Below are 18,729 nucleotides of genomic sequence, written 5' to 3' on the forward strand. Positions count from 1 at the left end.
TACAGGCGCACCGCGACTCACATGGTGCGGCCGCGGGTGCGGTTGTCGGACATGCGGACTCGCTAATGTGAGTGGCACCGTTCGGGTGCTTTTCGAACCCCGGTCGCCGGACCCTTCGTGACGCGCCCTCCGCAAGCTCCAAGCGCTCCGCAGGGAGCAGGACTGCCGCGCCCTCCGCAAGCTCCGAGCGCTCCTCCTGCCCACCGCAGCGCGCGGTCGGCGACCTTCGGATCACCGTAGGAGGAAACCGGATCGCCGATCGTGTCGAGGCTGCACGGTTCTGTGCTGTCCGTGACGCGGACCGGTTGTGAAGGCGGTCATGGCTCGGCGCCGTGTGCCCGCGCAACGTCTCTCAGTGTGGGGCGAGCGAGCCCCGCAGACTCCGCCGGACCGCGGCCCGGACGTCGGCGTCCGGGTCGTCGGCGGCGCCCTCGAGGATCCGCCGGACCACCGGATCGTCGCTCCACTCCGCGAGGGTGAGGGCGGCAGCCCGCCGGACGTCGTTGTGGACATCTGCGATCGCCTTCTCCAGCGCCGAGACCGTCGCCTCATCACGTGCGACCGCGAGCCCCCGCGCCGCACCGACGCGCACCTGCCATGCGGTCTCACGTAACGCGCGGACGAGGACCGGGCCGTCGACAGCGCCGTCACCCACGACCGCCATCGCGGAGAACGCCGCGGCCCGGACGAGGGGATCGCGGTCGGCTCCGAGTGTCCGGACGGCCTCCACACCACCGCCCCCGACCGTCGACAGCCCGTCGGCCACCGCGATCCGGACCTCACGGTCGGGATCCGTTGCCAGGCCGGCGATCAGCTCGGACTCGTCCCGTGACACCAGCGCGCGGATGGCCTCGATCCGGACGCGGTGGTCGGAATCCTGTGTGGCGGAAGCGAACAGGTCCACCCGATCAGCGCGCACGGCGCGCAACAGGTCGACGACGGTCGCACGCACGACCGGGTCCGGGGACTCGGCGTGATTGGCGAGCGCCGACACGAACTCCGCGGTCGGGTCGATGATCTCGACGAGTTCCCGCAGCCCCTGCGTCGCCGCTCCGCGGACCGGTGCCACAGCGTCGGCCAGCGCTCCGACCACGGCCATCTCGAACCCGTCCGGGGCGTTCTCGGTCAGCACCGCGATCGAGGTTCGGCGGACCGTCGGATCCGGGTCTGCCAGATAATCGGCGAGATCGGCGGCGTGGGTCACCGAGGTTCCGAGCAGTTCGACGATCCTCGGTGACGCCGTTGCCGTGGACTCGTCCTTCCTCGTGGTCTCACGCACCGGGCTCTCGACACCGCGGTATCCCGGGCCCGTCGACACGACCGGTTGTTCGATCGCGATCACCGTGCGGTCGGCCGGCGGGATGTGGTCCAGCCCCTCGACATCGACCAGGAAGGGTTCGACCGGCCGACCGAGGAACTCCATCGTGCCGTCGGCGGCCTTGCGGACGTTCAGGTGGTAGCCCCACTCGTCGTCCCGGCGCTCGGGGAGATCGGCACGCTCGTGATAGAGACCCCACCGACTCTCGGTGCGTGTCAACGAACTACGGGCCGCCAGTTCGGCGCAGTCGCGGATGAACGACACCTCCGCACACCGCATCAGTTCGTGCGGGGTCCGCCCGCCCATCTGCTCGATCTCCGAGCGCATGCGTTCGAAGGTCTCGATGGCGATGGCGAGCTTGTTCGACGTCTTCGGCGGCGCCACATAGTCGTTGACGAATCGGCGCAGCTTGTATTCCACCTGTGGCTGGGGTGGACCGTCCGGGTGGGTCAGCGGTCGGTAGATCAGCTCGTGGGCGGCGCGCAGCTGGTCCATCGGCAATTCGGTGGGCGCAGCCAGGTCGCGGGCGGTGTCGCTGGCGTGCTGACCGGTGAGTTCCCCGTAGACGAACGCGCCGATCATGTAATTGTGCGGCACGCAGGCGAGGTCGCCGGCGGCATACAGGCCGTCGACGGTGGTGCGGCCATGCTCGTCGACCCAGACTCCGGACGCGGAATGTCCGCTGCACAAACCGATCTCGGAGATGTGCATCTCGATGTCGTGGGTGCGATAGTCGTGTCCGCGGTTGCTGTGGAACGTACCCCGCGTGGGTCGTTCGGTGGTGTGCAGGATCGACTCGAGCGATTCCAGCGTCTCGTCGGGAAGATGACTGACCTTGAGATAGATCGGGCCGCGAGCCGACTCGATCTCCGACTTCACCTCCGCCATCATGTCTCCGGACCAGTAGTCGGAATCGACGAATCGCTCTCCGTCGGCGTTCACCTGATACCCGCCGAACGGGTTCGCCACATACGCACACGCGGGGCCGTTGTAGTCCTTGATCAGCGGGTTGATCTGGAAGCACTCGATGCCGCTGAGCTCCGCGCCCGCGTGGTAGGCCATCGAGTAACCGTCGCCGGCGTTCGTCGGGTTCTCGTAGGTGCCGTAGAGGTATCCGGAGGCGGGCAGGCCCAGGCGACCGCACGGGCCGGTGGCGAGAATGACCGTCTTGGCTCCGATCTCGACGAACTCGCCGGTGCGCGTGTGCAACGCGGCCGCACCCACCGCGCGCCCGCCCGCGGTCAGGACCCGGACGGGCATCAGCCGGTTCTCGATCGTGATCTTCTCGCGCATGTCCCGCTTGCGCAGGACGCGGTACAGCGCCTTCTTCACGTCTTTGCCCTCGGGCATCGGCAGGACGTACGACCCCGACCGGTGCACCCGGCGGACCGCGTACTCGCCGTACTCGTCCTTCTCGAACTTCACGCCGTAGCGTTCCAGACGACCGATCATTGCAAAGCCGCGAGTCGCTGTCTGATACACCGTCTTCTGGTTCACGATGCCGTCATTGGCTCGAGTGATCTCGGCGACGTAACTCTCGGGGGTGGCCTTGCCGGGGATGACCGCGTTGTTCACCCCGTCCATCCCCATGGCGAGGGCCCCGGAGTGGCGGACATGCGCCTTGTCGAGCAGCAAGACCGACGCGCCGTTCTCGGCGGCGGTGAGAGCGGCCATCGTCCCGGCTGTCCCGCCGCCGATGACCAGCACGTCACAGTCGAGCCGACTCCGGTCGGCGATGTCTGGGATATCCACTGCCGGTTCACTTCTCCAATGCATCGAGGATGGTGCGGCGAAGCCGCCGGGTGGCGTCGTCCCCGCGGCGTTCCGGGTCGCGAGGGTGCGGGACGTCGACGGTGGCGCGGACGGTCTCGCCCGCACGGCCCAGTACGACGACCCGGTCGCCCAACAGCAGCGCCTCGTCGACGTCGTGGGTCACGAAGACCACGGTCGACGGGTGCGCCGACAGGGTCTGCAGCAGCAACCGCTGCATGGCGGTCCGTGTCTGCGCGTCGAGCGCCCCGAAGGGTTCGTCCATCAGAACCGCTCTCGGCGACCCGGCGAGGCCACGGGCGAGCTGCACGCGCTGACGCATGCCGCCGGACAACGACTTCGGCAGGTGGTCGGCGAAGCCGTCCAGACCGATCTCGGTGATCCACTGCTCGGCCTGATCCCGGCGGTGTCGCCGCGGGACGCCGCGCAATGTCAACGCCAGCAGGATGTTCCCGCGTACCGTCCGCCACGGGTGCAGCGCATCGTCCTGGAACACCATGGCCCGATCCCGGGACGTGGTGACAACCGGGTCGCCGTCTGCGAGGATTCGTCCGCCGCGGACCGGGAGGAGACCCGCGACGGCGCGGAGGATCGTGGACTTCCCGCACCCGGACGGTCCCGTCAGGACGACGATCTCGCCGGCGCCGACAACGAGGTCGAATCCGTCGATCACCGTCGAGTCCCCGTAGCCGATCCGGATGTCCTCGAGATCGAGCCGCATCCCGGTGACCGGGTCCACCGGCCGTGCCGTTGTCGCGGATGCCATCGTTGCTCCTGCCGTCGCGGGGGCCATCGTCGCTCCTGCCGTCGTCGGGGTCATCGTTGCTCCTGCCCTCGCGGCAGCCAGCGGGTGACCCGCCGTCCGATCACCTCGATCAGCCCCGACGTCAGTGCGCCGAGGACGCCGATGGTCAGCATTCCTACGAACACCTGCGGGTAGTCGACCACCGTGTACGCCTGCCACGTGCGGTATCCGACCCCGTGCCGGCCGGAGATCATCTCGGCGGAGATGAGGCAGATCCAGGCGACGCCGACCCCGACCGACAGTCCGCTGAACACACCCGGCGCGATACCGGGCAGGATCACCCGGAGGACGACGTCTCGACGGGTGCCGCCCATCGTCCGCACCGAGTCCTCCCAGATCGTGGGCAGCGCCCGGACGGCATGGCGGGTCGCGACGAGGATGGGGAAGAACGCCGCCGCGAAGGTGATGAAGACCATGCCGGCCTCGTCGGTCGGCAACACCAGGATCGCGACCGGTACCAGTGCGATCGCCGGGATCGGACGGAGCACCTCGGTGAGGGTGCCGACCGTGAGTCGCGCTGTCCCGGAGCGGCCGAGGGCGATTCCCACCGGGATGCCGACGCAGACCGCCAGCGCGAATCCCGTACCGATCCGGATCAGCGACTGGCCGAGATCCAGGTAATACTGCTCGGAGCCGAGAGCTGCCCAGAACGCCTGGCCGACGTCGGTGAGCGAGGGAATGGTGTCGAACCTGGCCCACAGAACCACATCGTGCGTGGTCAGCAGCTGCCAGACGACACCGGCCACCACCAGGACCAGTATCCGGACTCCCCAGTGCCAGTACCGGTTCGACCCGTCCGGGGTCCGGACCGGCACCGAATCGGTGGCCGTGTCGTCGACGGCGACCGATCCGATCGTCGCGGTGGTCATGACACGACTCCGGCGAGTGCCTGCTCGTACGTCACGTCGACGGCACCGGGATGCGTCGCGCGGTACTGTCGCGCGCTGTCGGTCGTGGTGAACGCGACGTACCGGTCGCCCTCCCGCAGCCACACCGCCTTGTCGGCGAACCAGCGGGTCCCGAGCTGCGGGTCCGAGATGTAGGCGGCCCGGACTTCCTGGCCCTGTCGTCGAGCCTGTGCGACCGCGCGCAGCAAGCAGGTCGGATCCGCGGCGGGTTGGGTCCGTTCCTGTCCGCGCAACCAGAGCTCACCGGCGGTCGCCGGGTCGACCTCGACCCCGCAGATCGGATCGTCGCCACGGGTGACGGAGGCATTGCCGGTGCGGCTCAGGGCTTCCGAGTAGTTGATGCCGGCCGCGGCGAAGGTGTCCTGCAGCGGCCCCGGATCGACGAAGGTGTCCAGGTCGATCTCGTGGGGGAAGCTGCCGATGGACTTCAGGTAGGGGACGTCGTTGCGCAGCGCCCCGACGAGGTCCGACTTGATGGCCGGATTGAAGTCCGTTCCGCCCGGGCCGTTGTAGAGGTAGACGACCTCGGCCGGGAGACCGCTGTTCTCCGCGACGAGTTCGGCGGCGGCGAGCGGGTCGCGGGTCAGGGACTCGGTCGCATCGAGCTGAGCGCGCAGGAAGGCCTGGACCACGTCCGGGTTCTCGTGCGCATAGGCAGATCTCGCGACGACGCCGTGCAGGGTCGGAACCCCGAGCTGGGCTCCGTCATAGAGCAACCGCGCCTTGTCCTGGAAGACCAGGAGTCCGGGCCAGGCCACGAACTGGGCCAGGGCATCCACCTTGCCCGACTCCAGCGCCGACGCGCCCACCTGCGGCTGTTGGTTCTGCACCTGCACCCCGGTGGTGGGGTCGATCCCGGCGCGGTCGAGGGCCTGCACGAGCGTCCCGTGACCGGCCGATCCGACGCTGGCCGAGATCGACTTCCCGCGTAGATCGGCGATCGTCGTGGCCGGTGAATTCTGCGGGACCACAACCATGTTCAGCGAACCCCGCGGGCTGGATCCCGTGACCGACAGCATCTCGGTGCGGGTCTTCTCCTCGGCACCGGCACGGGATCCGTTGATCAGCAACGGATAGTCACCCATCGACCCGATGTCGATCTTGCCCGCGATCATCCCGGTCGTGATCGGCGCGCCGGTGTCGAAGTCCTGCCACTCGACCGTGTACTCCTGGCCGGTCCGCTCGGTGACCTCGGCGAGCCGCTTCTCGAACTGACCTTCCACGCGGAGCAGGGTCCCGGCGGTCACCGTGTTGATCGTCTTCGACTGATAACCGACGACGACCCGGATGGCGTCGGTATCACCGGTGTCCTCGAGCGAGCAAGCGGCACTGCCGAGGGCGACGGCGAGCGTGACGGTGATCGCCGCCAGTTGTCGGGATCGGAGACGTGTTCTCATCGGACGTCCTTTGGGCTGGGACCATGGGCATGGGTGATCGCCGCCGGTTGCGTTGCAGTACCGGCGTTGTGGGACAGAAGATTTCAGCGGAGCAGATAGGGCATGTTGACGGTGACCGCACCCGTCGGGCATCGGACCGCGCACGGCCCGCAGTACCAACACTCGTCGACGTGCATGAAGGCCTTGCCCGATTCCGGGTTGATCGCCAACGAGTCGAGAGGACAGACCTCGACGCAGAGGGTGCAGCCCTCGATGCACAGCGATTCGTCGATTGTGACCGGCACGTCGACGCGGTTGTTGACCTGACTCATGAGCCGGCCGCCTCGCGTCGGGCGGTGCTCCGCAGACAGACTCGGTCACTGCGCATCCGGATGTACTCGAGGTCGACGGGGCGGCTCTCGTGCGCGAGATGGGTCAGTCGTTCGAGCAGCAGCAGCGAGGTACCCGAACCGGTCTCGAGATGCGCCGCCGAATGCGGGTCGGCGTCGACGGCCTCCACCGTCATCGTCGCGTGTCCGAGGGGTCCGCCGGCGATCTGCTCGAGAAGCGTGAACACGTCGTTGTTCTCGAGGTCGTGCTCGAGCAGCGGGATGCCGAGGTCCGGCACGAGATACGTGATGTCCAGGCTGATCGGCTCGTCGTCGAGGTAGCGCAGCCGTTCGATGTAGACGGCCTGCGCGTCGGCGAGTTGCAGCCGCCTCGCGACTGCGCGGGGGGCATCGACGAGGGTGGCGATCTTGACCGTGTTGCGCACCTCGCCGTGCATGCGGAATGTCTCTTTCAGTCCCTGCAGGGCATCGAGCCCATGATCGAGTTTGCGAGCCACCACATGGGTGCCGACCCGTGGCGCTCGCTCGATCAGTCGTTCCTCGGTGAGGATCGCGAGTGCATCGCGGATGGTGTTGCGGGAGACATTGAAGTCGGCGATGAGGGTGCGTTCATCGAGCGAATCGGCGAGGTCGCCGTCGTGGATCTGTCGCCGGAGCACGTCGGCGACCATACGGGCGTTGTCCGCCCGGAGCCGTCCGGCTGCTGTGGTCCTGAGCTGCATGAATGGCACGATAACGCGATCGCGCCGGCCCCGGAACGCCTGTGCGCGGCGCTGGTCGCGGCCCGGGGTGAATGCGCCACCGGCGGTACGCCGTGACCTGCGGCCCGTGCTCGGCCGCAGGTCATTGCGCCACCCTCGTGCGCCTCGGTCCGATTAGAATCACCGCGCTCACAATGCGACGTCGGACCCCCGGGTCAGCGCGGTTGCGTCGCGTCGACCGCTCGCAGCACCGTCCGTGAGACCGCGTCGGGGCGAGAGACCAGTGAGGCGTGCGAGGCGTTGACCTCGGCGGTGCGCCCGGGTGCGGCTCGTCCGGCCAGGAAGCGCTGCAGAGCGGGCGGGATCACCCGATCCTGCTGCGAGACCTGGTACCAGCTGGGCACCCGTGCCCACGACGGCGGTCCGGACGGTTCCAGGTTGGCGCGGAGCGCGGCGGATTTCTGGTGGGCGAACATGTCCGCGGCGACCGCGGGCGACACGTCCTGCGCGAAGATCTCCCGGAAGTACGGGCGCGCGATGTAACCGTCGACGTTGCGTCCGGCCACGCCGGTCGGGTCGTTCTCGACCACCGTCAGCTGCAGGGCCGGCGGAAGGAGCCGGCTACCGGGATAGGTGATCGGGTTCAGCAGCCCCTGGACGAACTCGCCCGTGGTGCATCGGGTGTTCCGACCGCTCGACGCCGAGGACCACTACTCTTGCCCTCATGACCAAGCGAACCGAACCGGACGCCGAGATCGACATCAAACCGCGTAGTCGCGACGTCACGGACGGCTTGGAGAAGACCGCGGCCCGCGGCATGCTCCGCGCGGTGGGCATGGGCGACGACGACTGGGTGAAACCGCAGATCGGCGTCGGGTCGTCGTGGAACGAGATCACGCCCTGCAACCTGTCGCTCGACCGGCTGGCCAAGGCGGTCAAAGAAGGCGTGCACGAGGGCGGCGGGTACCCGCTCGAGTTCGGCACCATCTCGGTCTCCGACGGCATCTCGATGGGTCACGAGGGCATGCACTTCTCGCTGGTGTCCCGCGAGGTGATCGCCGACAGCGTCGAAACCGTCATGAGCGCCGAGCGGCTCGACGGTTCGGTCCTGCTGGCCGGTTGTGACAAGTCCCTGCCCGGCATGCTGATGGCCGCCGCCCGACTCGACCTCGCGTCGGTGTTCCTCTACGCCGGGTCGACGCTGCCCGGATACGCGACGCTGTCGGACGGCAAAGAGCGTCAGGTGACCATCATCGACGCCTTCGAGGCGGTCGGAGCCTGCTCGCGCGGACTGATGAGCCGGGAGGACGTCGACACCATCGAGCGCGCCATCTGCCCGGGTGAGGGTGCGTGCGGCGGCATGTACACCGCCAACACGATGGCCAGCGCGGCCGAGGCACTCGGGATGTCGATCCCGGGCAGTGCCGCGCCCCCGGCCCCGGACAAGCGCCGCGACCAGTTCGCCCGCCAGAGCGGGGTCGCCGTCGTCGAGATGCTGCGCCGCGGGATCACCGCGCGCGACATCATGACCCGCGAGGCCTTCGAGAACGCGATCGCCGTGGTGATGGCGTTCGGCGGCTCGACCAATGCGGTGCTCCACCTCCTCGCCATCGCCAACGAGGCCGAGGTCGAACTGTCGCTCGACGACTTCATCAGCGTCGGCAGCCGGGTTCCGCACCTGGCCGACGTCAAGCCGTTCGGCCGGCACGTGATGACCGACGTCGATCGCATCGGCGGTGTGCCGGTGGTGATGAAGGCACTCCTCGACGCGGGCCTCCTGCACGGCGACTGCCTGACGGTGACCGGATCGACGGTCGCCGAGAACCTGGCGCACATCGCGCCGCCGGACCCGGACGGCCAGGTCCTGCGGGCCACGAAGTCGCCCATCCATCACACCGGCGGCATCACCATCCTCAAGGGATCGCTGGCCCCGGAGGGCGCGGTGGTGAAGTCCGCAGGCTTCGACTCCGATGTGTTCGAGGGCACGGCACGGGTTTTCGACCGCGAACGCGCCGCGATGGACGCGCTCGAGGACGGCACGATCACCGCCGGGGACGTCGTCGTCATCCGGTACGAAGGCCCGAAGGGCGGACCGGGCATGCGGGAGATGCTCGCGATCACCGGCGCCATCAAGGGCGCGGGTCTCGGCAAGGACGTGCTGTTGATGACCGACGGCCGATTCTCCGGCGGCACCACCGGTCTGTGCGTGGGTCACATCGCGCCGGAGGCCGTCGACGGCGGACCGATCGCACTGGTCCGCGACGGCGACCGCATTCGGCTCGACGTCGGCCGCGGTCTCCTCGACCTCCTCGTCGACAACGACGAACTCGCTTCGCGCGCACAGGATTTCACTCCCCTGCCCCCGCGGTACACGCGCGGCGTGCTGGCCAAGTACTCCAAGCTCGTCACCTCGGCGTCGCAAGGGGCGGTCTGCCGCTGAGCGCGGTACCGGTCCCGCTGGACCCCTTGAACCCCGGTGCCGGCGTCAGGTTGCGGTTTGTCCCGGATTGCGGGACAAATCGCAACCGGATCTCCGGTGACCGCCGTCGAATGCGCCTACAGTCTCTGGCATGGCCAAAGACCGTGGCACCCCGAAACCCACCACTGGGAAATCGTCCGCGCTGTCGAAGGTGTCTCTGCCGCAATGGATTGCGCTTGGACTGACCGTTCTCGCGGTGGTCTTCATCGTGCAGAACCGGACCACGGTGCGCATCGACCTGTTCTGGGTGAGTGTCGAGTCCCCGCTGTGGTTCATCCTGGCCGTGGTCTTTCTCGTCGGATGGGTCGTCGGCGTACTCGCCGCGCGCGGACGTTACCGGCAGCGCCGTCCGCACTGAGTTCGACGCCGCTTCGTCGGCGAAACCCGCGCGGTCTCACGACGATCGCCCGGGCGGCAGCTCCTTTCGCGGGATGAGGTGGCCGAGCAGCCACTCGTAGATCGCGTCGTCGTTCAGCAGGGTGAAATGGTGTGCGTTGCCGATGTGGAACCCCTCCTGGAACTTCAGCCCGCGACGCTGCCGCGTGTGCTGCCCGCGCCCACTCGGCGCGAGCACCAGGCCGTCACCCAGCAGACGCCCGACCGGGTGGTCGGGGTCGCGGGTGATCGTCGCGGTGACGAAGAGATGGCGAGCGCCCGCCAGCAGCGGCACGTCGGCGCCGGGCGGCTGCGACCACGCGTCCGGGTCGTGACCTATCCAGTCGTCGTCGGTCAGGCTGCCGTGGAACAGGTCCCGCACCCCGGCACTCCGACGACGCAACAATGAGCCGATCGGGCGGGTGACCGGCGTCCGGTTCAGCGCATTCGTGGCCAGGTGGACACCGCGGGCGAGTGGAGCCCCGAGGTGCGGCGTGCCGAGGCACACTGTCTCCGACACCAGGCCCGTCCAGTAGTCGCCGCGCTGATCGGCTGCGTGGCAAGCACTTCGGACGACCAGCCCACCCATCGAATGGCCGATGAGGGTCAGTCGTGTCACCGGCGTCGGCCAGAGCAGGACGAGTGCGTCGAGAAGGTCGGCGAGGGCGCGGCCGTTCTCGCTGATGTGGCGACCGGTGTTGTAGCGGACCTGGACCTCGGTGGCGCCGATGTCGTCGGTCAGCCGCTCGCCGTATGTGGGTTGCTCACCTAGAGACCACGCGAACTCCGACTCCATCAGGCCGTGCAGGAACACGACGACGTGTCCACCCGCGTCGGGGAAGCCATCGCGGAGCGACTCGGCGTCGAGGGAGACCGGCCAGCCGTCGACGCGGATCGACATGTCGGCCGTGAGGGGCGAGTCCGCGGTGTCCAGTTCATCGCCGATGAGACCGTTGAGGATGCCGAGGAGCACCGCGCCTCGAGGGGTGTGCGAGGGCGCGCGGCCCTCCGACCAGGGCACATGGTCCGCAGCCGACCGGCCGGCGTCGAGGGCAGCGGTGATCGAGTTGTACGTCCCCTCGCTGACGGCGTCATGCACCATCCGCGCGGTGTCGACGGAACTCCCCAGGACAGGCCGGAGCATCCGGAAGACGCCCCCGGCGATGACGCGGTGCATCGCTCCGACGCCGCGCGTCGCAGCGCCGGCCTCGTACAGCCCGAGATCGGTGAGGGCCCGCAGCTCGGACTCACGCGTGGTCGTGGCGGTCATGCCCCGAGTGTACAGATGTGCACTCAATGTGGGCGGAGCGGAAGTCGCGACCGCCGCCCGTCAGATCCTGTTGCGTTTGGTCCCGGCTACCGGGACAAAACGCAACGGGATATCAGGCAGCCTGTCTCCGCGCCCGGAACACCACGTCGTGGGTGTGGTGCCCGCCGCCCGCGGCCCGTCCACGCTCCCGCGTCTCGTCGGTGACGATTTCCCAACCGTCGCCGAGCAGTCCCGCGAAATCAGCGGGTTGGACGTAGGCATCAGGGTCGAAGCCATGTGCACGCACACCCTCGGGGGCGTGTGCCACGACGAGCAGGGACCCGCCGGGGCCGACGGCTTCGACCAGCCGCCGCGCGGCGTCCAAACCCTCCTTCGGGATCGGAAAGTAGTGCAGCGTCACGAGGTCGACGCCGGCCGCCGGGACGTCATCGGCGATCACGTCTGCACGCAACCACGTGATCGACGGCCGCGGGTCGATCTCACGGGCCCGATCCACCGCGACCTGCGAGATGTCGAGGGCCGTGACCTGCCATCCGCGATCGGCGAGCCATCGGGCGTCGGCACCCTCACCCGACCCGACGTCGAGCGCGGTGCCCGGTTCGATGTCCGACACCTCGGCGACGAGCGCGGGGTTGACGTCGGAGGTCCACAGACGGTCCGCGCTGCGGTACCGCTCGTCCCACCCTTCGGCGGTTCCCGGATCGTTGCTCCCCCGGGACTCGGTCGCGGCCTCGGGGCGATGGCTGTTCTCGGTGGTCATGCCTCCGACTGTGGCACGCACCGTCGTGAGCGGCAAGGACGGTTGCCGATCCGGCAAGAAGTGATGGTGGAGGGAGACCCCGGGTCAGTGCACCACGCCCGCGATCCGCCGGATGGCCTCGGTGAGCACGTCGGCGGAGCAAGCGATGTTGAGTCGAACGAAACCGGCACCCGGATTCCCGAAGGCGTGTCCGTAATGCAGGGCGACGCGGGCTTTGTCGAGAATGACGAGCCCGGGGTCGTCGCCCAGCCCGGTGTCGCGGAAGTCGAGCCACGCGAGATACGACGCCTCCGGCCGCGTGTACCGAACCGACGGAAGATACTGCGCGAGAAGCAGTTCGAGGAGATCGAAGCTCTCCCCGATGACCTCGAGGATGGCGTCGAGCCACTCATCACCGTGCGCCAATGCCGCTTCGGTCGCAGCGCGGCCCAGAATGCTCGTGCGATAGCGCACCTCGTCGGGTTGCCGCGCGATCAGAGCCCGGCCCCGATCCGACGCGACAACCGTGAGCGCGCACTTGGCACCGGCGAGATTGAAGGCCTTGCTCGCCGAATGTGCGGCCACGCCGACCTCACGCGCCGTGTCGCCCACCGCGAGGAACGGGACGAACTCCACGCCGGGGTGGACCAGCGGCGCATGGATCTCGTCACTGACGACAGTCGCGCCATGTGCCGCGGCCAAGTCGGCCAGTCGCTCGAGGTCGGTGGCGTCGTGGACGAGGCCGAGCGGATTGTGCGGGTGACACAGTAAAACCGCCCGGGCGCCGGCGGCGAGGGCGCGTTCAATGCCCGCCAGATCCATCCGCCAGGCCGTCGACGACGACCCGCGTTCCTCGAGGAGGGGCACCTCGACGACGCGACCACCGGCCTCCGGGATGAGTTCGAAGAACGGCGGATAGACCGGGGGCATCAGCACGACACCGTCGCCGGGACTGATCGCGACGCGCAGACTCTCGACGATGACGACGCTCACGTCGGTCGTCGAGCTGACGTCAGCCGGATCCACCCGCCAACCCCACCGACGGTCGGCGAACCCGGCGAAGGCCTCCCCTGCCGAACCCGAGGTCGCCGCGTAACCGATGTCGGACGCACGTACCCGGTCGATGATGGCGTCGGCGACCACCGGTGCGAGCGGATAGTCCATCTCCGCGATGAACAGCGGTAGTACGTCGTCGGGGTGCGTGCTCCACTTCGCGCTCGTACGACGGCGTAGTTCGTCGAGCGGCGGCGCGACCGGTCTGATGCTCACCGCTACTTCGTACCGCCGATGTCGACGCGGCACCACCAGTGCGCGGCCACCACGTCCGTCGACGATTCCGCCGTCAGCGGGCAGACTGGTCGGCATGGCCTTCCCCATTCGCATCGGTGTCCAGATCCAGCCCCAGCACGCACCCGAGTACTCGCTGATCCGTGACGCGGTCCGCCGCGCCGAGGACACGGGCGTCGACATCGCGTTCAACTGGGATCACTTCTATCCGCTCTACGGCGCTCCCGAGGGCGAGCACTTCGAGTGCTGGACGATGCTCGGCGCCTGGGCCGAGCAGACCTCTCGGGTGGAGATCGGCGCGCTCGTGACCTGCAACTCGTACCGGAATCCGGAGTTGCTCGCCGACATGGCCCGCACCGTCGACCACATCAGCAACGGCCGTCTGATCCTGGGCGTCGGAGCCGGCTGGTTCCAGAAGGACTACGACGAGTACGGCTACGACTTCGGCACCGTCGGTTCCCGGTTGAACGATTTCGGTGCCGCCCTCCCGCGGATCAAGTCGCGGCTGGCGAAGCTCAATCCGGCTCCCACCCGCGACATCCCGATCCTCATCGGCGGCAGCGGCGAGAAGAAGACGCTGCGCTACATCGCCGAGCACGGCGACGTCTGGCACGGCTTCAACGACGTCGAGCAGTACCGGCACAAGTCCAAGGTGCTGGCCGAGCACTGCGCCGCCGTGGGTCGAGACCCCGAGACCATCGAGCGGTCGTCGGGCGTGCAGTTCGACGGGGACACCGACGCGCTGCTGCGCGATGCCGATGCACTCGCCGACGAGGGCGTCACACTGCTGACCGTCGGCGTCACCGGCCCCGACTACGACCTCACCGCACTCGAGGCGCTGTGCCGGTGGCGCGACTCGCGGAACTGACCGCGTAGCACCCGGGCGCACCCGCGCCCGGGTGCCGACACTCCCCCGAAGGCGTCGACGACACCGCACGCCCGCACGGCTAGGTTTGTGATCATGCATCGAGTGCCGGCACTTCGGGAACTGCTGACACGCGCGGCTTCGGCGGTCGCGCTGACGGGACTGCTGGGCGTCCTCATGGCCCTGGCATCCCCCGGCGCGGCGTCGGCGGAGCCGCCCACCCGGCTGCCGAACTACGTCGTCGACTCCGCCGACGCGATCTCCCCGGCGCAACGCACCGAGCTAGAGGCCGCGATCGACTCGCTCTACAACGCCCACGCGGTCCAGATGTGGATCGTGTACGTCCGCGATTTCGACGGCCTGACCAGCGAGGAATGGGCGAATCGGACTGCTGCCGCCAGCGAGCTGGGTGACCATGACGCCCTGCTCGCCGTCGCCACCGAGGACCGGGGGTATCGACTCTTCGCACCGGACAGCGTGGGCGGTCTCGATCAATCGACTCTCGAAGAGGTGGCCAACGACGACGTCGTCCCGCAATTGCGTGAGGCGAACTGGGCAGGTGCGGGCCTGGCGGCGGTCAACGGGCTGTCCGGCGCACTCGATCCGAACCACACCGGCCTGATCGCAGCCGGCGTCGTCGGCGGCGTGGCCGTCCTCGGCGGCGGCGGCGCGTACCTCTACTCCCGACGCCGCAGGCAGCGTCGTATCGACGACAGCGTCGAGACCCTGCGCGAGCAGGAACTGACGGTCGACCAGTTGGCCGCGCAACCCGTCGAGGTGCTCGACCCGTGGTCGCGTGAGGTGCTCACGGACCTCGACAACGCCATCCGTACCAGCAAGGAAGAGCTGCAGTTGGCGGTCGGTGAGTTCGGTGAGGTCGAAACAGCCCCGTTCACCGACACCGTGCGAGCGGCCGAGCAGGCGCTCGGACGGGCGTTCGCGCTGCGCCAGCGTCTCGATGACAACGTTCCCGAGACCGACGACGAACGACGCTCGATGCTCGTCCAGATCATCACCACCTGCACCGAGATCGACAGCACACTGGACGACCACGTCGAGAACTTCGACGCGATGCGCAACCTCCTCATCAATGCGGACTCGCGATTCGACGCCATCACCCAGCAACTCATCGGCCTTCGCGCCCGTCTGGAGACGGCGTCGCAGCAGCTGACCGAGCTCATCGGCAAGCACGGCGAGGCCACGTTGACCTCCATCCTCGACAACGTCGATCTCGCCCGAGCCCAGATCGACTTCGCCGAGGCGACCGCGGATCAGGGGCGCGCCGCCATCGCCGCACCGGTGGGTCAGCAGGGACCGGCCGTCGCTGCGCTCCGCTCGGCCGAGGGATCGATCGAGCAGGCGACCACGCTGCTCGACGCCATCGATCATGCAGACGCGAACATCGCCATCGCCCGCTCGCGGATGCCGGCGCTCATCGCCGAGGTGGACGACGAACTGGCCGAGGCCAACGCCCTGGCACAGACCGGCGGGACCTCGCTGGTGACCGCGATCGAGGTCGCGAGCGCCGCGGTCGCGAATGCCCGCAGCAACTTCGACGCCGATCCGCTGGGTACCTTCACGGCGCTCGTCGACGCCGATGCCGATCTCGACGACGCACTCGCCGCGGCGCGGGACGCCGCTGCCGAGCGCATCCGTCGAGCACAGGTCCTCACCGCGGCACTCGAATCGGCGGAGGCCAAGGTGACAGCGGCCGCCGACTTCATCGGCACCCGGCGGGGGGCCGTGCAGTCCACGGCACGGACCCGACTGGCGGAAGCGCAGCGGCTTCTGCAGTCCGCGACGGACGCCGCTGCCACCGATGCACCGGTGGCGACCGCGACCGCACGTCGCGCCGGTTCCCTGGCCGACCAGGCGCTCATGGCCGCTCAGACCGACGTCGTCGACTGGCAGTCGCAACAGCGACATCCGGGCGGCTCGTCCACCGCCGGTGCGGTCCTCGGCGGAATCCTCGTCGACAGTTTCCTGCGCGGCACCGTCGCGGGACGCGGGGGCGGCTTCGGTGGCGGCGGCTTCGGCGGCGGTTTCGGTGGGGGCGGCTTCGGGAGCGGCGGACGCAGCCCCGGTTCCTTCGGCGGCTCCGGGTCGTCGGGCCGGATCGGAACCGGCGGGCGGTTCTAGGCCCCGGCGCCGGAAGCGCAGCGAGCGGGCCGAATCAGCACGGCCGCGTGATGTTCCACGTGGAACCAACAGGGGTGTTGGGCTGCCGTTAACGCTCGGGTAGCCACCGGTTCGTTTCATCCGCCTAACGTGCTCTTCGTCGTGCGCCGGCCCCGTGGCGCGACCATGTTTCAGAGGAGCCCGTGTGCGTATTCCGTTGCAGCTGTTCATGTCCACCGGCGAGGATGCCGGACGTTCGTCCCGCGCCTACGTGACATGCCGCTACAAGTGCGGCGACGCGTGCCGCCACGATCCCGGGAACACCAGCGACAACAACTACTTCCGGGACATCGTCCGCACCGCGGTCTCGCGTCGAAGCGTTCTCAAGACCTCGGCCGGTGCAGCGGTGGCCGTCGGTGCGACCTCGCTCCTCGCGGCGTGCGGTGACTCCGGGTCGTCGGAGTCGGCCTCGTCGTCGAGCGGTGCGACATCCGGAGATGCGATGCCGGGCATGAACTTCGCCGCCGTCGCGCCGAACACGGAGGACGCCGTGGTGATCCCGGACGGGTACCGCCAGGAGGTGGTGATCAGGTGGGGCGACCCGATCCTGCCCGGCGCTCCCGAGTTCGACTTCGCCAATCAGACACCCGAGGCGCAGGCCGGGCAGTTCGGCTTCAACAACGACTTCGCCGGCCTGATCCCGGTCGACGGCGTCGCCGATCACCACTACCTGGTCGCCAACCTGGAGTATCCGACCGAGCCCTTCATGTTCGCCGGCTACAAGGAAGGCGAACCCACCGAGCAGCAGGCCCGCATCGCCATGGCGTCGGTCGGCATCGCAGTCGTCGAGGTCACCGCGCAATCCGGCAGCGGCGCTCTCAAAACCGTTGTGGGCCCTCGCAACCGACGTCTGGCTGCCTCGAGTCCGTTCCGTCTCACCGGCCCGGCCGCGGGCAGCGAGTTCGTCAAGACGGCCGCAGACCCGGCGGGCACCACTGTCCTGGGCACCTTCGCCAACTGTTCCGGAGGTCTCACCCCGTGGGGCACGATGCTCTCCGGGGAGGAGAACTTCAACAACTACTTCGCGAACCCGAGCACCGTCACCGACGCCAAGGCCAAGGAGCGGCTCGAGCGCTACTCCTTCGAGGACGACGGCGACGAGCATTACTGGGGACGGTTCGACAAGCGCTTCGACCTGGCCGTCGAGCCGAACGAGGGGAATCGCTTCGGTTACATCGTCGAGGTGGATCCGCACGACCCGAATTCCGTTCCGGTGAAGCACAGTTCGATGGGCCGGTTCAAGCACGAATCGGCGAACATCTACGTGGTCGGGAGCGGGCCGGACAAGGACACCGTCGTCGCCTACAGCGGTGACGACGAAAGGTTCGAGTACATCTACAAGTTCGTCTCCAGCCGCAAGATGAAGTCCGGCCTGTCGAAGACGGCCCGCGACCACAACATGGGCATCCTCGACGAAGGCACGCTCTACGTCGCCACCTTCACCGGGGACTCCCCCGACCCGGTGGACGGCACCGGAACCCCGCCCGCCTCAGAGAAATTCGCCGGGAAGGGGTCCTGGAAGCCGCTGCTGACGGTCAATGCCGACGGTTCGGCACGCTCGTACATCCGCGGCATGTCCCCCGCCGAGGTCGCGGTGTTCACCCGGCAGGCCGCCGACACCGTCGGCGCGACCAAGATGGACCGGCCCGAGGACATCGAACCGAATCCGAAGTCCGGCAAGGTCTACTGCGCGCTGACGAACAACGACGATCGCGGCACCGATGGAGAAGCGCCTGCCGATGCGGTGAACCCCCGCAACGAGAACAAGAACGGTCAGGTCCTCGAGATGACCGACGACCACACCGGCACCGAGTTCACCTGGGAACTCCTGCTGGTGTGCGGCGACCCGGCTGCTGCCGACACCTACTACGGCGGGTTCGACAAGACCAAGGTCAGTCCGATCTCCTGCCCCGACAACGTCGCGTTCGATCCACATGGCAATCTGTGGATCTCCACGGACGGCAACGCACTCGACAGCAACGACGGGTTGTTCGCGGTCGCCCTGGACGGCGATCGACGCGGGGAGACCAAGCAGTTCCTGACCGTGCCCAAGGGTGGCGAGACCTGCGGCCCGATCATCGACACCAATCGTGTCCTGATCGCGGTTCAGCATCCCGGCGAACTCGACGACCACTCCGCGGACAACCCGGCGTCGCACTGGCCCGACGGCGGACAATCGCAGCCCCGGCCCTCCGTCGTCGCCGTGTGGCGCGACAACGGAGGCGAGATCGGCGTCTGACCACACCTCGTCATCCGAGCACCCTCGAGTCCCGGCCACTGCCGCCCGGCTCGGGGGTGTTCTGCATCT

Annotated in this window: 14 protein-coding genes and 1 pseudogene; 5 read left to right on the forward strand and 10 right to left on the reverse strand. The window is 68.5% G+C overall.

The window, feature by feature from the left end:
- Positions 1-352: 352 nt before the first annotated feature.
- The 7 genes and pseudogenes from ACFUEJ_RS01200 to ACFUEJ_RS01230 all read right to left on the reverse strand — a co-directional run.
- The gene (locus ACFUEJ_RS01200; protein ID WP_311277603.1) at positions 353-3,070 is read right to left on the reverse strand and encodes a fumarate reductase/succinate dehydrogenase flavoprotein subunit; all 2,718 of its coding nucleotides are present in this window, start codon (positions 3,068-3,070) and stop codon (positions 353-355) included.
- Between the two features lie 7 nt (positions 3,071-3,077).
- On the reverse strand, positions 3,078-3,854 hold the full coding sequence (locus tag ACFUEJ_RS01205; protein ID WP_311277602.1) for an ABC transporter ATP-binding protein: 777 nt from the start codon (positions 3,852-3,854) through the stop codon (positions 3,078-3,080).
- A 50-nt stretch (positions 3,855-3,904) separates the two neighbouring features.
- Positions 3,905-4,762: an ABC transporter permease gene (locus ACFUEJ_RS01210; protein ID WP_311277601.1), complete on the reverse strand. Its 858-nt coding sequence runs from the start codon at positions 4,760-4,762 to the stop codon at positions 3,905-3,907.
- Positions 4,759-6,198 carry an ABC transporter substrate-binding protein gene (locus tag ACFUEJ_RS01215; RefSeq protein ID WP_311277600.1) on the reverse strand — a complete coding sequence of 480 codons (1,440 nt, stop codon included), beginning with the start codon at positions 6,196-6,198 and terminating at the stop codon, positions 4,759-4,761. Before ACFUEJ_RS01215 ends, ACFUEJ_RS01210 begins: the two co-directional genes overlap by 4 nt.
- A gap of 83 nt (positions 6,199-6,281) precedes the next feature.
- On the reverse strand, positions 6,282-6,509 hold the full coding sequence (locus tag ACFUEJ_RS01220; RefSeq protein WP_010843879.1) for a ferredoxin family protein: 228 nt from the start codon (positions 6,507-6,509) through the stop codon (positions 6,282-6,284).
- Positions 6,506-7,198: a GntR family transcriptional regulator gene (locus ACFUEJ_RS01225; protein ID WP_159372000.1), complete on the reverse strand. Its 693-nt coding sequence runs from the start codon at positions 7,196-7,198 to the stop codon at positions 6,506-6,508. The genes ACFUEJ_RS01220 and ACFUEJ_RS01225 overlap by 4 nt, the downstream gene beginning before the upstream one ends.
- 245 nt (positions 7,199-7,443) lie before the next feature.
- Positions 7,444-7,896, reverse strand: a pseudogene (locus ACFUEJ_RS01230) (alpha/beta fold hydrolase); the annotation flags it as partial.
- 56 nt (positions 7,897-7,952) lie between these two features.
- Here ACFUEJ_RS01230 and ilvD point away from each other — a divergent pair.
- Both ilvD and ACFUEJ_RS01240 read left to right on the forward strand, forming a co-directional pair.
- Complete coding sequence (gene ilvD / locus ACFUEJ_RS01235; RefSeq protein ID WP_388027078.1) at positions 7,953-9,668, forward strand: dihydroxy-acid dehydratase; 1,716 nt, start codon at positions 7,953-7,955, stop codon at positions 9,666-9,668.
- Between the two features lie 130 nt (positions 9,669-9,798).
- Positions 9,799-10,065 (forward strand): lipopolysaccharide assembly protein LapA domain-containing protein, encoded by a 267-nt coding sequence (locus ACFUEJ_RS01240; RefSeq protein ID WP_065631106.1) that lies wholly within the window; start codon positions 9,799-9,801, stop codon positions 10,063-10,065.
- A gap of 36 nt (positions 10,066-10,101) precedes the next feature.
- On the opposite strand, the gene ACFUEJ_RS01245 is transcribed toward ACFUEJ_RS01240, so the two are convergent.
- The 3 genes from ACFUEJ_RS01245 to ACFUEJ_RS01255 all read right to left on the reverse strand — a co-directional run bounded on the left by ACFUEJ_RS01245 (position 10,102) and on the right by ACFUEJ_RS01255 (position 13,360).
- Complete coding sequence (locus ACFUEJ_RS01245; RefSeq protein WP_311277599.1) at positions 10,102-11,352, reverse strand: alpha/beta hydrolase; 1,251 nt, start codon at positions 11,350-11,352, stop codon at positions 10,102-10,104.
- Between the two features lie 112 nt (positions 11,353-11,464).
- Positions 11,465-12,112, reverse strand: a complete 648-nt coding sequence (locus ACFUEJ_RS01250) for a class I SAM-dependent methyltransferase (protein WP_311277598.1) — start codon at positions 12,110-12,112, stop codon at positions 11,465-11,467.
- 84 nt (positions 12,113-12,196) lie between these two features.
- Complete coding sequence (locus ACFUEJ_RS01255; protein WP_311277597.1) at positions 12,197-13,360, reverse strand: aminotransferase class I/II-fold pyridoxal phosphate-dependent enzyme; 1,164 nt, start codon at positions 13,358-13,360, stop codon at positions 12,197-12,199.
- 94 nt (positions 13,361-13,454) lie between these two features.
- Here ACFUEJ_RS01255 and ACFUEJ_RS01260 point away from each other — a divergent pair, with 94 nt between their 5' ends.
- From ACFUEJ_RS01260 to ACFUEJ_RS01270, 3 genes are all read left to right on the forward strand, one after another.
- Positions 13,455-14,246 carry an LLM class F420-dependent oxidoreductase gene (locus tag ACFUEJ_RS01260; RefSeq protein ID WP_068972109.1) on the forward strand — a complete coding sequence of 264 codons (792 nt, stop codon included), beginning with the start codon at positions 13,455-13,457 and terminating at the stop codon, positions 14,244-14,246.
- A gap of 93 nt (positions 14,247-14,339) precedes the next feature.
- On the forward strand, positions 14,340-16,382 hold the full coding sequence (locus ACFUEJ_RS01265) for a TPM domain-containing protein (RefSeq protein WP_311277596.1): 2,043 nt from the start codon (positions 14,340-14,342) through the stop codon (positions 16,380-16,382).
- 184 nt (positions 16,383-16,566) lie between these two features.
- Positions 16,567-18,660 carry a PhoX family phosphatase gene (locus ACFUEJ_RS01270; protein ID WP_159371711.1) on the forward strand — a complete coding sequence of 698 codons (2,094 nt, stop codon included), beginning with the start codon at positions 16,567-16,569 and terminating at the stop codon, positions 18,658-18,660.
- The last annotated feature ends 69 nt before the right edge of the window (positions 18,661-18,729 follow it).

It is taken from the genome of Gordonia sp. NPDC057258, assembly GCF_042668985.1.
Taxonomy (GTDB): domain Bacteria; phylum Actinomycetota; class Actinomycetes; order Mycobacteriales; family Mycobacteriaceae; genus Gordonia; species Gordonia hongkongensis.

Bases quoted from the DNA above. Each gene is read 5' to 3' on its own strand.
- ACFUEJ_RS01205 (WP_311277602.1), bottom strand. From the start codon at position 3,854: ATGGCATCCGCGACAACGGCACGGCCGGTGGACCCGGTCACCGGGATG.
- ACFUEJ_RS01210 (WP_311277601.1), bottom strand. From the start codon at position 4,762: ATGACCACCGCGACGATCGGATCGGTCGCCGTCGACGACACGGCCACC.
- ACFUEJ_RS01215 (WP_311277600.1), bottom strand. From the start codon at position 6,198: ATGAGAACACGTCTCCGATCCCGACAACTGGCGGCGATCACCGTCACG.
- ACFUEJ_RS01220 (WP_010843879.1), bottom strand. From the start codon at position 6,509: ATGAGTCAGGTCAACAACCGCGTCGACGTGCCGGTCACAATCGACGAA.
- ACFUEJ_RS01225 (WP_159372000.1), bottom strand. From the start codon at position 7,198: ATGGTCGCCGACGTGCTCCGGCGACAGATCCACGACGGCGACCTCGCC.
- ilvD (WP_388027078.1), top strand. From the start codon at position 7,953: ATGACCAAGCGAACCGAACCGGACGCCGAGATCGACATCAAACCGCGT.
- ACFUEJ_RS01240 (WP_065631106.1), top strand. From the start codon at position 9,799: ATGGCCAAAGACCGTGGCACCCCGAAACCCACCACTGGGAAATCGTCC.
- ACFUEJ_RS01245 (WP_311277599.1), bottom strand. From the start codon at position 11,352: ATGACCGCCACGACCACGCGTGAGTCCGAGCTGCGGGCCCTCACCGAT.
- ACFUEJ_RS01250 (WP_311277598.1), bottom strand. From the start codon at position 12,112: ATGACCACCGAGAACAGCCATCGCCCCGAGGCCGCGACCGAGTCCCGG.
- ACFUEJ_RS01260 (WP_068972109.1), top strand. From the start codon at position 13,455: ATGGCCTTCCCCATTCGCATCGGTGTCCAGATCCAGCCCCAGCACGCA.
- ACFUEJ_RS01265 (WP_311277596.1), top strand. From the start codon at position 14,340: ATGCATCGAGTGCCGGCACTTCGGGAACTGCTGACACGCGCGGCTTCG.